Here is a 13852-nt window from a genome sequence, read left to right as displayed (position 1 = left end):
ATACTCCCTCCCAGTACATTACTACTACCCCCCAGTATAAAAATGTGCGGCAATAGCTGCGCGTGGTATGCTTGCGCAGGAGTTAAGAACAGGATCCGGCTATGTCACATACCGTACGGCACAAGAAGATGTTATTGACGCGCCTGAAGAAAATTCAGGGGCAGAGCGTTGCGCTGGAAAAAATGCTCAATCGCGAGCACGAATGCGCTGAGGTGTTACAGCAGCTAGCAGCGATTCGCGGTGCGGTGAATGGCATGATGTTGCAGGTGATTCAGGGGCATCTTACCGATCACGTGGTGAAAGAACCCGAAGAGATGCAGCGCGAAGCCGATCTTGACGTGGTGATGCAGGTGATTAAATCTTATCTCAAGTAGCGTGTGTCCGCAGATTGCTCTCCGCCCACAAAATAAAAGCCTCCTTCGGCAGGGCCTTGCTATAAAGCCAGCCTTGCCCGAATTGAACGCCGTGCTCACGTAGCCATTTCTCCTGGCAGGCCGTTTCGATGCCTTCCGCCACAATGTTTAGCTGCAGCGTTTTCGCCATCTCAATGATATACGGCGTCACCTGCGCATATTCCAGCGCGTCAACGAACGACTTATCCAGCTTTAAGGTATCGACTTCCAGATCCTGTAGATAGCGCAGGCTGGAGTAGCCGGTGCCAAAGTCATCAATATAGACGGCATGTCCGGCACGGCGATAGGCCGCGATAGCCGGCAGGGTGGTTTTAGGATCGGCAAAACCGCGCTCGGTCAGCTCCAGAGCGATTTGCTGCGGCCGAACCTGCCAGATTCGTAGCTGCTGATGCAGGATGGTTTGTAACATCACCGATTGAAAATCGGCGACCGACAAATTAATTGAGACATGTATTTCCGGATGCAGATGCAGCCATTTTCCGAGATCGCGGAATACCCTTTTCACCACGTTTTCCGTCAGGCGGGTGATGAGCCCGCTTTCCTCAGCCAGCGGGATGAAAATATCCGGTGACAGGTAGCTACCATCCGCCTGTTTCCAGCGCGCCAGCGCTTCACAGCCGACGACTCTGCCATCGGTAAGCGAGACGATGGGCTGATAGTTAACGCTAATCTCGGCGTTATTGAGCGCATCGCGCATTTGCTGGTGAGGCGATTGCAAACGGCGCAGGACGCGAATAATCAGCCAGCTTGCTAACAGGCTGATCAATATCCCTGCTGGCATCCAGATAAGAAGTTGATGATGCAGACGTTCAGACAGCGGCAGCGTGGAGGACCAGGTGAGAATGGAGACCTGCAGTTCCGGATAATGACGCACCGTATAAACGATATTATTCTCGGTTAGCGTTTCCAGATTTTCATTTTTGATTCGAAGCCAGGCTTGCTCATCAAGTGGGGCGCTGTTGGCGAGAACCCGGTTCGTGACGGTGCTAATAAGCGCGACCTGGGTCGGGGAATTCGTAAACGGAATAACGTCAATAAATGAGATGGGATCGATAATCACCATGTGGTGGTCTGAGGCAAAAGCCGCCATATAGCGATGCATACCCAGATCGTTTTGTTCGGTATACCACGCGCGATAGCCCGAGGGTAAGATGCGATCGGGTTCAGGGAAGGTGAAGGGGCTACCGCTACTCTCAAGCGAAGAGCACTGTGTCGTCAGCCCATTCAGGTACAGTACTTCCTGAATATAGCGCCAGGCATAGGAGATACGCCGCATTTCCTGAAGGTGGGCAGGGCTACAGCCGCCCACTTTCAGCGTATCCATCTCTGTTAACGCTTTTTTCACCTGGCCCATGACCTGCTCGCTGCGGATTAATACGCGGGACGCATAGGTCGCTTGCTCATCCATAAATTGGCGGTGTGCTTCACGTTGAGCCAGCCAGATGCTCAGCAGTATAGGGAGAAGTATCGCCAGAATAAGCACGCCGGTTATCAGACCGACCAGATGTCGAGTAGTCACTGCCAGTCCTTATCCTGGGAGAAGTATGACAAGTATACCTGACATTCCATGTGCTTATTGCGTGAAATCGATTTCTGGCGGCTCTCCCTCGGTTTATCGCCGATGCGCCAACGCCCTGACCAATCTGTCGCCGCCCATTTGCACTCCTTGTACCATCAGCACCAGGATGAATACCGTCCCGACCATGATCTGATCGTTGAAACGCTGATAACCATAGCGAATGGCCAGATCGCCCAGCCCGCCGCCGCCGATAACGCCGGCCATGGAGGAAAAACCAATCAGCATGACGATCGTCAGCGTGGTAGCCGCCAGCAGCGACGGAAGGGCTTCAGGCAGCAGGGCTTTGGTGATGATGTGCCAGATGTTACCGCCCATTGAGAGCACCGCTTCAATACGTCCGTAGTCCACTTCATCCAGCGCGCTTTCGGTCAGACGTGCGAAAAATGGAAATGCGCCGATGGTGATGGGCACGATCGCCGCCGTACTGCCGAGGGTGGTTCCCACCAGCAGACGGGTAAAGGGGATCAGGGCAATGAGCAGCACGATAAACGGCAGCGAACGGCCCGTGTTGATAATCGTCCCCAGCACGGCATTCACCCGTGGCATCGGCATCAGTCCGTGGCGGCGCGAAAGAAACAGTAGCACGCCAAGCGGAAGGCCAATCAGGACGGTAAACAGGGCCGCCAGACCGACCATGTAAAGTGTGTCCAACGTGCCATCAACCAATAAAGGCCATAAATCTTCCCAGCTCATGCGACTATGCATAGGTGTCTCCTGTCCAGACCGTGACGCGCAAGGAAGCGGCGTTCTTCATCGCCATCGCCGAGCAAGATATCCCGCAGACGTGACCAGGGGGCGGCCAGCAGGTCGGCAATTTTTCCGCTCTCCTGCAGTTCACCACTTTCCAGTAGCGCCGCGTGATCGCAGAGATTTTTCACCACTTCGAGCTGGTGGGTAATCAGGACGATAGTGAGCCCTAACTGGCGATTGATGGTTTCCAGCAGCGCCAGTACGCTGGCGGTGGTTTCGGCATCGAGCGCGCTGGTGGCCTCATCACACAGCAGCACGTCCGGGTCGGCTGCCAGCGCGCGGGCAATGCCCACGCGCTGTTTTTGCCCGCCGGAGAGCTGCGAGGGAAAGGCGGCCGCTTTATCAGCCAGCCCGACCAGCGTGAGCAACTCCGCAACCCTTTGTTGTCGCTGTGCTTTCGCTACGCCTGCGATCTCCAGCGGTACCGCCACGTTGTCGGCAACGTTACGGGCGTGCAGCAGATTGAAGTGCTGAAAAATCATGCCGGTGCGCAGGCGATGGGCGCGTAGACGCGCCTTATCGAACTGCACGATATCTTCACCGTTAAACAGGATGCGCCCCGCGCTGGGCCGCTCCAGTAGGTTTAGACAGCGAATCAGGGTGCTTTTACCCGCGCCGCTGCGCCCCAGTATTCCGTAAATCGCTCCTTTCGGAACGGTAAACGAGACGTCGTTGAGTGCCGGTTGGCCGCTCCCGGCATACTGCTTTGTCAGCCCTTCAATGACGATCATGATTTTGGCGCGCTAACCGGAATCACGGAGCCGTTATAGTGCTGGCGGATAAACTCAGCAACCTGTGGCGAGGTGAGATCTTTCGCCAGCTCTTTAATTCGCGGATCGTTGGCCAACTGTGGATTCGTCACCAGAATATTGGCGTAAGGATTATTGGTGGCGCTTTCCAGTCCCAGCGCATCTTTGGCTGGCGATAAGCCGGCCTCCAGCGCATAGTTTCCGTTGATAACACCAAGATCCACATCGTCCAGAGAACGCGGGATTTGCGGTGATTCCACTTCGAGAATTTTCAGCTTGTGCGGGTTCTCAACGATATCCTTCGGCGTGGCGAGGGTTGTCGCCGGGTCGGTAAATTTCGCATCCAGCTTAATCAGCCCTTTGCTCTGAAGCAGGAACAGCGCGCGGCTTAAATTGGTGGTGTTATTAGGTACCGCGACGGTGGCGCCTTCCGGCAGCGATTGCAGATCTTTATGCTTACGCGAATAAATGCCCAGCGGCTCAATGTGCACGGTAGCGGCGACAGCAAAGGTTTTACCCAGCGCTTTTTCCTGATCTTTTAAATACGGCACGTGCTGGAAATAGTTGGCGTCAACATCGCCGTTGGCCAACAGTTCGTTAGCATTCACGCCGCTGGTGAGCTCGACGATTTTCAGATCGAGTTTCGGATCCTGTTTTTTAATGAAGTTGAGGATCTCGGCGTGCGGCACCGGATCGGCGGCAATGCGCAGCGGTTCGGCGGAGGCGCTCCAGGCCAGAGAAAGGGACAATGCTATTCCTGCCAGTTTAAATGCAGCGTGTTTCATGTTGTGTTTCCTTATTAGAATGAGGATCAGGCAATCAATTGTTCACTGCGTGCGCGCAGTACGTCGCGGTAATAGCGTTCGGCCACGTCTGGATGAGAGCGCAGGCGACCTTTCAGGTAGTTCCAGCCGACATCCCGCAGCAGCGGATTTTGCGGATCGCTTTGCGGCCCGTTGGCCTCTCGCGCCAGCGCTTCCGGTAGCGTATAGACCGGCACCACCGCGTCGAGTTGTGCACCGAGGAAAAAGGCAATGGAGAGTCGTTGCTGGTTGGCCGGTGGTGATACCACGCGGTGAACGGTGGCCCGCAGGTAGCCGTTGGTCGCCAGTTCCAGCAATTCGCCAATATTGACCACAAAGCTGCCCGGCAGCGGTTTGGCGTCAATCCATTGGCCGTCGCTGACCTCCACCTGCAATCCTTTTTGTTCGTCTTGCAGCAGGAAACTCAGAAATCCGGAATCTTTGTGCGCGCCCACGCCCTGAGTGCTGCTTTGCGTCTCTTGCTGCCCTGGGTAGCGGATAAGCTTGATATGTTCGTTGGGCTTTTCACCATACAGTGTGTCAAAGGCTTCCGGCGGCAGTTGGAGCGCTTGGGCAAAAGCGCGCAGCAGCGTCATTGCCATTTCCGTCATCGCCCGCTGCCACTGCAGTAAAACTGGGCGCAGGGTCGGCAGTGATTCTGGCCACAGATTAGGCCCCTGTAATTGAAGCCAGCGCGGGTCATGTTCGCGTAACGACACGGCCTGACGCTCGGCGCCGATATCAAACTGTTCCCGCCAATCCGGCTGGCCGCGCGTTAGCTCGGCAGCACTGCGGTTGTAGCCACGGAAATGTGGGGAATGAATCATCGCCACCTGCTGTTTTTGTTCGTCGGACAGGGCGAAAAAACGGCGGGATTCAGATTGCAGCGACTGCTGCAGGGCATCGTTGATACCGTGATCGGTCAGATAGAAGAAACCAACATCGCGGGCTGCGTGACGCAGCTGCGCTAAAAATGCCTCGCGTTCAGACGGCTGTTGGTACTGCGCGAGGCTCAGAATAGGCAGAGTGGTAAGGCTCATTATTATCTCCGTTTTGCAGATTCATACTGGGTAACTCAGGCGGTGCGAGTGGGGGATGACAACAACAGCGCTGCATGGGATCTCTCCTGTAGGTTGATAGCTACAGCCTGCCTGATTGCAAAAATCGGCTCCAATAACGTTAATTTCTAATTTATGTTCGCGCGGGGGTCTGAGCTTTTGCGAAAACTGGCAAAAGAAAAGTCCCTGTAAAGAGAGGGGTTGTAATGTGCAGGATGACGGCGTATCGTAATTGTTATGTTATAACATATTAAGTGAGGGTCAGATGAAAGCCAATATCCATCCCCATTACCGTCCTGTCGTATTTCATGACACCAGCGCTAATGAGTTCTTTACCGTGGGATCCACCATTAAAACCGACCGGGAAATTGAGCTGGAAGGGGTGACATATCCGTATGTCACGATTGATGTTTCGTCCAAATCGCATCCGTATTACACCGGTAAACAACGTACCGCTTCGACAGAAGGCAGCGTGGCGCGGTTCACCCAGCGTTTTGGTCGCTTTGTTGATGTAAAAAGAGGTTCATGATGCAGGTGCTTAACTCGTTGCGCAGCGCAAAGCAGCGCCATCCGGATTGCCAGATCGTCAAACGCAAAGGGCGTTTGTACGTTATCTGCAAATCTAACCCCCGCTTTAAGGCGGTGCAGGGGCGTAAGAAACGTCGTTAAGCGCTGGCTTTACGTAATGTCTCCAGGGACTGGCGTTGCTTGCCGTCGGCGGTAAAATTGTCGACGGCAAGCCATTTCTGAAATGCCAGGTTGAGTGCCGGCCACTCGCCATCAATAATGGAAAACCAGTCGGTATCGCGATTATGGCCCTTAATCACCAGCGCCTGACGAAAGCGCCCTTCAAACTGAAAACCTAAGCGCAGCGCAGCCTTACGCGACGGTTCGTTAAAGCTATTACATTTCCACTCGTAACGGCGATATCCTAGCGTTTCAAAGGCATAGCGCATCAATAGCCACTGCGCTTCCGTTGATGCCGGCGTACGGCTCAACAGCGGAGAAAAATGAACGTGGCCCACCTCCATCACACCATTTTTCGGGTCAATACGCATCAGCGCCAGGGAACCAACCGGTAGCCCGGTGCGGCTATCAATCACCGCAAATTGGATTGGGTCCTGTAACGTTTCGATGCTCGCAATCCACTGACGATACTCTTCGACTGAGCTTTCCGGCTCGCGCAGCAGCCAGGTCCAGCCGCGGGTATCCGTTGCCTGCTGGTGGGCGGCAAACAGCGCCTCGGCATGCTGAAGACTTAGCGGCTCCAGGCGACAATAGCGGCCTTCCAGCGTCACGCGCTGCGGATGTGGACGCGGCTGCCAATCTTGCAGGGCATCACCAATTAACTGACCGAATTGATTAAGTTGACTCATAACCTCTCCTTGGGGAAATAAACAATACGTCGAGCGTATAAGTTTACTGGTTCCATAAAAAGTGCCATCAAGGTATCTTTTAATGGTGCCACGAGGAGGCCCGATGAATATTCCCGACGATCCCTTTTTCGCTATGCTTATACGTTCGCTACAGGCGCGCGCGGGTGAAACGCTGCAACGCCGTCTCTACAGCACGCTGAGAGAGGCAATTATGCAGGGGCAGCTCCAGGCGCAAAGCTGGCTCCCCGGTTCGCGGGTCATGGCGCAGCGGTTATCGATTTCACGCAATACCGTCAATGCAGCGCTGGAGCAGTTGGCGATGGAAGGGTATCTGCATCGGGATCGTCGCGGCTCGCGGGTAACCGCACTACCGCAGCCGCAAAATCGGGACTGCCCAGCGTTCAGTGCCGCCGCATTGTCGTTGCGCTTGCAGTCTTTGCCGCCGGTGCTGCCGCGCGATACACCGCCATTGCTGTTTGCGCCGGGAACACCAGCGCTTAACTATTTTCCGCTGCCGCTATGGCGGCGATTGCTCGATGGCGTGTTGCGCGAAGAGGGAAGCCGCCTGCTGGGTTATGGGGATTCCGCAGGGGAATGGCCACTGCGGGTCGCCATTGCTCGCCATTTGGCACTATCACGCGGTATCGACTGCGATGCCCGGCAGATTGTGATTACCGAAGGGGCGCTGGAAGGGGTAAATCTTTGCACTCAGCTGCTTAGCGAACCAGGGCAAACTGCCTGGGTCGAAGAACCGGGATATTTTGGCGCCAGAAGCGCCTTTAGCGCCGCCGGACTTCGGCTGGAGGGTGTGCCGGTGGATGAAGAAGGAATGAACATCGATCGCGATTTAGCGACGCCCACGCTGATTTTCACCTCGCCTTCACATCAGTATCCAACCGGCAGCGTGCTGAGCGCTTCGCGACGCCTGGCGCTGCTGGCGTTTGCTCGCCAGCAGGGTGCCTGGATTGTGGAGGATGATTATGACAGTGAGTTTCGCTTCAGCGGCGAACCGATTCCGGCGATGCGTGGAATGGTTAGCAATGCACCGGTGGTTTATTTAGGCACTTTTAGTAAGACCCTGTTTCCGTCGCTACGTATCGGTTTTATGGTACTGCCGTCCGCGTTGGTTGAATCAGCACAGCCGGCCATTCGCGCGCTGCTGCGCGGCGGCCATCGCGCTGAACAGCGTGCCCTGGCCCGGTTTATTGAAGAGGGGCATTACGCTCGCCATCTTGCGTCGATGCGGCGTTTATACCGTAAACGGCAATCGCAGCTGCATGAGGCGTTGGCACAGGAGTTGACGGTCGCGCATAGCGTGATGGCTGGGGAGGGAGGACTGCATCTGACGGTAGCGATTGATGGGGTTGATGATGTGGCGCTGGTTCGTCTGGCACATGCGCATCAGATAGCGCCCAGCGCATTGAGCTCATTTTACCTTAACCGCCAGCACGCCCGTACGGGGCTGGTGCTGGGGTACGGCAACACGTCGGCATCACAGTTTGCAACGGCAATCCGCACGCTACAGCGGCTTATTGAGCAGCTTCAGAACGGGTCAGGCTGAACACGTCGTAGAACGACAACTCACCTTTGGTGGAGAGCATCTTTTGCAGCTGCGTTTTCGACTGACCATCTACGCGACTGGAGTTCAAAATACGTTCAATTAACTGCGGCGGAACAAAACGCGTGTTGTACCATTCGCCGTTATAGCAGACGCGAAAATCCAGAACATCGATATCTTCGTAGCGATAGCGTGGGTAGACGTCAAAGAAGAAGAAGCCGTTAAGCAGCGCGAACATCAGCCAGAGCAACCAGACCGAATCCGCCAGCGTGTCGGAACGCATCATCACCACCAGGGTCGCAAAGAAGGCGACATACATGGCGATGAACAGGCCGGGATGATTGCGGATAAAACTGATACTAAAGCGCGGGCGGTTGTCGCGCTTTTCAGTGGTATTCAATTCATCAATGGTTTGCGTGAGTAATCGCTGGATCTCTGACATCTTAAGCTCGGCAACGGAAGGCGGATTGACCTATTCTATGTTGCATTAATCCACACGGAAAGTAACAGATCGGTTGCAAAAAAGCATAACAGTCGACAGCGCGCCTAGCTGATCATTTTGATGATTTTTGCCGGGTTACCGCCAACCACGGCATTTGCCGGAACATCTTTGACGACCACTGCGCCTGAAGCGATGACCGCATTATCGCCGATGGTTACCCCGGGATTAATAATCGCCCGCCCACCAATCCAGACGTTATGACCAATGGTGACCGGTTTACCGTATTCCATGCCGCTATTACGCGCCTCAGGATCCAGTGGATGCGTTGCGGTATAAATATGCACGCCCGGCGCCAGCATGCAGTTATCGCCGATATGAATAGGACAAACGTCCAGCATAACGCAATCGAAGTTAGCGTAGAAATTGGTGCCAAGGTAGATGTTATAACCGTAGTCGCAGCGGAACGTGGGCTCGATATAGGCGTCGTCGCCCTGGCCTAATAGCTCGCGCAGCAGCTGAGCGCGGATGGCTTTTTCATCGGGAGCCGTATGGTTATAACGGTGGATGAGTTGCCTGGCGCGAACCCGGTCCATTTTTAGCGTGTCGTCTGCCGGACGATAGAGTTCGCCCGCAATCATTTTATGTTTTTCAGTACTCATGTGAGCCTCCGTCTTCAGGAAGCTATTACCATAAAAGGCTAACGATTCTTAGGGAACGTTCCCAATCCGTAGTTGTGATAATAATCACAGTTATAGGTCAAACGGGAGGAGAGAGCCTTGTACTCACAATGGAATAAAGATTAGCGAATGAACTTCCAGACGGTTGACGGGATTTTGTCGTACAGTTTATTCATGGTCAATTCGGCCAGACGATGATCGGCTGCTGAGTAAAATACCGCCAGTTCATTATCGGAAAGTTCATATTTATTTTTTTCAATTACACGCTCTAACGTATCAATTGACTGACAGCGTCGTAGGCGCATCAAATAATCAGTTTTAGTTAATGGTTTATCAGACATAATTCACCCATTGATTGTAATAGTTTTAACAAGAAAGGCTAACAGGATTAGCACGGCTCACGTTGACAAAACAGCGAAACAGTTTGTTCCCTGACTTACGCCATTTTTGAAGGTCATCGCTATTAATGCCGTAGTTGCCAAACAGCATGAAAGTATCATCCAGATATTCGTCAATCTGTGCAATCAGTTTATTATCTTCATCGTACTTAATTTTATAATTAAGTGCGAACGTTGCGATATGTTCTATCAGTTCATTAAGCTGCAGATTAACTGCCGAGGTAGGGTCATTTACCCAGCCATGGTTGCTCTCTTCCAGCGTGGCGAGACTGTCATGATACAGCGTTTCGCAAAGGAACTTAAGCTGTGCGATATCATGTCTTTTTGGTGAGTATTCGTCCATAACGCATCCCCCTGATTCTGGTACAAACAGCTAATAACAAATGCCGGTGCGGGATGGGTACTACTGGTTAGCCAGAAACATGCACATGTTCCCGATCTGCTGTAACTATAATCTACTCTGGAACAGATTTCACCGAGCTATTACGAAAAATTACAATTTATCCTCTGGCGATTAATTTTTCTTTCTTCTGAGGATGCCCATGCGCATTAAAAGCTAACGTCTTGTTTCCACATAAGAAGGATCTATCGATAATACCGAGCCATTACCTTAGACAGCAAATGTTTCACAAAGGTCCGACAATGTCTCTTAGGAATATTCTTAATTTCTTATGGAAATGACAGGCAATCCTGTTTATTGAAAATAAGATAAAGACAAATCTCAATTTCCGTTTATACCACGAATCGTTATTTTTAATATTAATCGCGAATACAATATCACACTTTTTAATGATTGATTAAAAAATGAGCGTGGTGTGTACCTGGCATTTTTATCAAAAAGAGGCATAAAAAAAGGGCCGCTTTCGCGACCCTTTGCCAGTCAGAATTTTAGTGATGCTCAACCTTGTGGCTGTGCTCAATGTCTTCGCTCTTACGGCTAAAGCGACGACGCACAACAACAAAGAACACCGGTACGAAGAAGATAGCCAGAACCGTTGCGGTGACCATCCCGCCCATTACGCCAGTACCGACGGCGTTCTGTGCACCGGAACCTGCACCGGTACTGATAACCAGCGGCATAACGCCGAGGATAAATGCCAGTGAGGTCATCAGGATTGGACGCAGACGCATACGAACCGCTTCCAGCGTCGCCTCAATCAGGCCTTTACCTTCTTTGTCCATCAAGTCTTTGGCGAACTCAACAATCAGGATGGCGTTCTTCGCCGAGAGCCCTATGGTGGTCAACAGGCCGACCTGGAAGTACACGTCGTTGGTCAGGCCACGGAAGGTGGCGGCTAACAGTGCACCAACAACCCCCAGCGGAACCACCAGCATAACGGAGAACGGAATCGACCAGCTCTCGTACAGCGCTGCCAGACACAAGAACACCACAATCAGTGAAATCGCATACAGGGCAGGGGCCTGGTTACCGGAGAGTCGTTCCTGATAGGACATCCCCGTCCAGTCATAGCCGATACCCGCTGGCAGTTTGCCCGACAGCTCTTCCATCAGGTTCATTGCTTCACCGGTACTTTTACCCGGCGCAGCCTGACCCAGGATTTCCATCGATGGCAGACCGTTGTAACGTTCCAGACGTGGAGAACCATATTCCCAACGCGAGGTTGAGAAGGCTGAGAACGGCACCATCTGACCGTTGCTACCGCGAACGTACCAGTTACCGATATCTTCCGGCAGCATACGGTATTTCGCTTCAGACATCAGATACACCTTCTTCACACGACCGCGGTCGATGAAATCGTTGACGTAGCTACCGCCCCAGGCTGTACCCAGTGTGGTATTGATGTCGCTGATAGAAACGCCCAGCGCCTGCGCTTTTTCCTGATCGATATCGACTTTGAACTGCGGCGTATCTTCCAGACCGTTAGGACGAACGCCGGTCAGCACGTCAGGGTGCTGGGCAATCATACCGAACAGTTGGTTACGCGCCTGCGTCAGCTTCTCGTGGCCCAAACCGGCCTGGTCAATCAGCTGGAAGTCGAAGCCGGTTGCGGTACCCAGTTCTACGATAGCCGGCAGGTTAAACGCGAACACCATCGCATCTTTAATCTGCGAGAAGTAGCCCATCGCACGGCCGGTAATCGCTTCAACTTTGTTTTCATCACCAGGACGCTGGCTCCAGTCTTTCAGGGAGACGAAGGCGATACCGGTGTTCTGGCCTCGACCCGCGAAACCAAAGCCGTTAACGGCAAAGACGGATTCAACGTTGTCCTTCTCTTTGGTGAGATAGTAGTTAGTCATCTCATCCAGTACTTTCTGCGTACGTTCCTGGGTCGCACCGGCAGGCAGCTGCGCCATGCTGAGGAATACGCCCTGGTCTTCGTCCGGCAGGAACGAGCTTGGCAGGCGGACAAACAGGAACGCCATGCCGACCACAATGATCAGATAAAGCAGCAGATAACGACCGGTGCTGCGCAGAATGTTACCTACGCTGTCGGTGTAGTGGTGCGTGCTCTTATCGAACATGCGGTTAAACCAACCAAAGAAGCCCGTGGTTGCACCGTGGCTGCCTTTCTCAATTGGCTTCAGCATCGTGGCACACAGTGCCGGCGTCAGAATCAACGCAACCAGTACGGACAGCGCCATCGCGGAAACGATAGTGATGGAGAACTGGCGGTAGATTGCCCCGGTAGAGCCACCGAAGAAGGCCATCGGGATAAATACCGCCGACAGAACCATCGCGATACCGACCAGTGCGCCCTGAATCTGGCCCATGGACTTACGCGTGGCTTCTTTTGGCGGTAGACCCTCTTCGGCCATCACACGCTCAACGTTCTCGACCACCACGATGGCGTCATCCACCAACAGGCCGATGGCAAGCACCATCCCGAACATCGTTAGGGTGTTTATCGAGAATCCGAACGCGGCAAGTACCGCAAAGGTCCCGAGCAGCACCACCGGTACAGCGATGGTTGGAATCAGCGTCGCACGGAAGTTCTGCAGGAACAGATACATGACCAGGAACACGAGGATAATCGCTTCAACCAGCGTTTTCACCACTTCGTGAATCGAGATCTTAACGAACGGCGTGGTGTCGTACGGGTAAACAATTTTCAGGCCCGATGGGAAGAACGGCTCCATCTTCGCCAGTTCTGCACGGATCGCGTTAGCGGTATCCAGGGCGTTAGCACCGGTTGCCAGTTTAATCCCCAGGCCGGAAGCCGGCTGGCCGTTAAACTTAGCGATGACGTCATAGTTTTCACCGCCTAGCTCAACCTTCGCGACATCGCGCAGGCGAACCTGGGAACCATCCTGATTCACTTTCAGCAGGATGTTGCTGAACTCTTCCACGTTCGTCAGACGCGTCTGCGCCACGATAGAGGCGTTCAGCTGCTGTCCTTTAACCGGTGGCGTACCGCCTAACTGACCTGCGGCAACCTGGGCGTTCTGCGCTTTCAGCGCGCTGATCACATCGACCGGCGTAAGCTGGAAGTTGTTCAGTTTGTTCGGGTCCATCCAGATACGCATTGCGTACTGAGAACCAAACAGCTGAACGTCGCCGACGCCGCTGGTACGGCTAATCGCATCCTTCATGTTGGCGGCGACGTAGTCAGAAATGTCATCCTGGTTCATGGTGCCGTTGGTGTTGATAACACCGACAACCATCAGGAAGCTGCTGGAAGCCTTTTCAACGCTGATACCCTGCTGCTGAACTTCCTGCGGCAAGAGAGGCGTTGCCAGTGCGAGTTTGTTCTGCACCTGTACCTGGGCGATATCCGGATCGGTACCGGATTCGAAGGTCAGCGTGATGGTTGCAGTACCGGTGGAGTCGCCGTTGGAGGACATGTACATCAGGTGATCGATACCGTTCATGTTCTGTTCGATAACCTGAGTGACTGTGTTCTGCACCGTTTCGGCGTCAGCACCGGGGTACATGGCCGTGATCGAAATCGCAGGCGGCGCAATCGTCGGATATTGCGCTACCGGCAATTTGAGGATCGATAGCCCCCCAGCCAGCATGATAATAATGGCAATCACCCACGCAAATATGGGGCGATCGATAAAGAAATTAGGCATGTCTTAACGGCTCC

The 13852-nt window shown here is 53.5% G+C and carries 15 protein-coding genes; 4 read left to right on the top strand and 11 right to left on the bottom strand.

Features of this window, described 5'->3' with window-relative positions; all coding sequences use genetic code 11:
• Window positions 1-101: 101 nt before the first annotated feature.
• Window positions 102-374: a metal-sensing transcriptional repressor gene (locus tag KCR01S_RS08475; RefSeq protein ID WP_061282069.1), complete on the top strand. Its 273-nt coding sequence runs from the start codon at window positions 102-104 to the stop codon at window positions 372-374.
• Here the strand turns inward: KCR01S_RS08475 and KCR01S_RS08470 are convergent.
• The 5 genes from KCR01S_RS08470 to KCR01S_RS08450 all read right to left on the bottom strand — a co-directional run bounded on the left by KCR01S_RS08470 (window position 367) and on the right by KCR01S_RS08450 (window position 5334).
• Window positions 367-1932, bottom strand: coding sequence for an EAL domain-containing protein (locus KCR01S_RS08470; RefSeq protein WP_061282067.1), 1566 nt, complete (start codon window positions 1930-1932; stop codon window positions 367-369). The two genes, KCR01S_RS08475 and KCR01S_RS08470, sit on opposite strands and share 8 nt — an antisense overlap.
• 93 nt (window positions 1933-2025) lie before the next feature.
• A complete protein-coding gene (locus KCR01S_RS08465; protein WP_167348821.1) occupies window positions 2026-2685 on the bottom strand; it encodes a methionine ABC transporter permease in 660 nt (219 codons plus the stop codon).
• Window positions 2682-3473: a methionine ABC transporter ATP-binding protein gene (locus tag KCR01S_RS24060; protein ID WP_072277123.1), complete on the bottom strand. Its 792-nt coding sequence runs from the start codon at window positions 3471-3473 to the stop codon at window positions 2682-2684. Before KCR01S_RS24060 ends, KCR01S_RS08465 begins: the two co-directional genes overlap by 4 nt.
• Window positions 3470-4276 (bottom strand): MetQ/NlpA family ABC transporter substrate-binding protein, encoded by an 807-nt coding sequence (locus KCR01S_RS08455; protein ID WP_061282061.1) that lies wholly within the window; start codon window positions 4274-4276, stop codon window positions 3470-3472. Before KCR01S_RS08455 ends, KCR01S_RS24060 begins: the two co-directional genes overlap by 4 nt.
• A gap of 26 nt (window positions 4277-4302) precedes the next feature.
• On the bottom strand, window positions 4303-5334 hold the full coding sequence (locus KCR01S_RS08450) for an isopenicillin N synthase family dioxygenase (protein ID WP_061282059.1): 1032 nt from the start codon (window positions 5332-5334) through the stop codon (window positions 4303-4305).
• Window positions 5335-5617: 283 nt separating this feature from the next.
• On the opposite strand from KCR01S_RS08450, the gene KCR01S_RS08445 reads away from it, so the two are divergent.
• Both KCR01S_RS08445 and ykgO read left to right on the top strand, forming a co-directional pair.
• Window positions 5618-5881 (top strand): type B 50S ribosomal protein L31, encoded by a 264-nt coding sequence (locus KCR01S_RS08445; RefSeq protein ID WP_052283831.1) that lies wholly within the window; start codon window positions 5618-5620, stop codon window positions 5879-5881.
• On the top strand, window positions 5881-6021 hold the full coding sequence (gene ykgO / locus KCR01S_RS08440) for a type B 50S ribosomal protein L36 (RefSeq protein WP_003859006.1): 141 nt from the start codon (window positions 5881-5883) through the stop codon (window positions 6019-6021). The genes KCR01S_RS08445 and ykgO overlap by 1 nt, the downstream gene beginning before the upstream one ends.
• On the opposite strand, the gene KCR01S_RS08435 is transcribed toward ykgO, so the two are convergent.
• Window positions 6018-6728 (bottom strand): GNAT family N-acetyltransferase, encoded by a 711-nt coding sequence (locus tag KCR01S_RS08435; RefSeq protein ID WP_061282057.1) that lies wholly within the window; start codon window positions 6726-6728, stop codon window positions 6018-6020. The two genes, ykgO and KCR01S_RS08435, sit on opposite strands and share 4 nt — an antisense overlap.
• A 103-nt stretch (window positions 6729-6831) precedes the next feature.
• On the opposite strand from KCR01S_RS08435, the gene pdxR reads away from it, so the two are divergent.
• Window positions 6832-8289, top strand: a complete 1458-nt coding sequence (pdxR, locus tag KCR01S_RS08430) for a MocR-like pyridoxine biosynthesis transcription factor PdxR (protein ID WP_061282055.1) — start codon at window positions 6832-6834, stop codon at window positions 8287-8289.
• Here pdxR and KCR01S_RS08425 read toward each other — a convergent pair.
• From KCR01S_RS08425 to acrB, 5 genes are all read right to left on the bottom strand, one after another.
• On the bottom strand, window positions 8258-8728 hold the full coding sequence (locus KCR01S_RS08425) for a YlaC family protein (protein ID WP_061282053.1): 471 nt from the start codon (window positions 8726-8728) through the stop codon (window positions 8258-8260). The genes pdxR and KCR01S_RS08425 overlap by 32 nt on opposite strands.
• Window positions 8729-8832: 104 nt before the next feature.
• Window positions 8833-9387 carry a maltose O-acetyltransferase gene (gene maa, locus KCR01S_RS08420; RefSeq protein ID WP_061282051.1) on the bottom strand — a complete coding sequence of 185 codons (555 nt, stop codon included), beginning with the start codon at window positions 9385-9387 and terminating at the stop codon, window positions 8833-8835.
• Window positions 9388-9527: 140 nt separating this feature from the next.
• Window positions 9528-9746: an HHA domain-containing protein gene (locus tag KCR01S_RS08415; protein WP_035891858.1), complete on the bottom strand. Its 219-nt coding sequence runs from the start codon at window positions 9744-9746 to the stop codon at window positions 9528-9530.
• Window positions 9747-9771: 25 nt separating this feature from the next.
• On the bottom strand, window positions 9772-10146 hold the full coding sequence (tomB, locus tag KCR01S_RS08410) for an Hha toxicity modulator TomB (RefSeq protein ID WP_052283826.1): 375 nt from the start codon (window positions 10144-10146) through the stop codon (window positions 9772-9774).
• Between the two features lie 545 nt (window positions 10147-10691).
• Window positions 10692-13838, bottom strand: coding sequence for a multidrug efflux RND transporter permease subunit AcrB (gene acrB / locus KCR01S_RS08405; protein WP_061282048.1), 3147 nt, complete (start codon window positions 13836-13838; stop codon window positions 10692-10694).
• Between the last annotated feature and the right edge of the window lie 14 nt (window positions 13839-13852).

Source organism: Kluyvera cryocrescens NBRC 102467 (assembly GCF_001571285.1).
GTDB classification, from domain to species: Bacteria; Pseudomonadota; Gammaproteobacteria; order Enterobacterales; family Enterobacteriaceae; genus Kluyvera; species Kluyvera cryocrescens.
The sequence above is the reverse complement of the archived record's forward strand: the minus strand, read 5'-3'. Positions and strand labels throughout refer to the sequence as shown.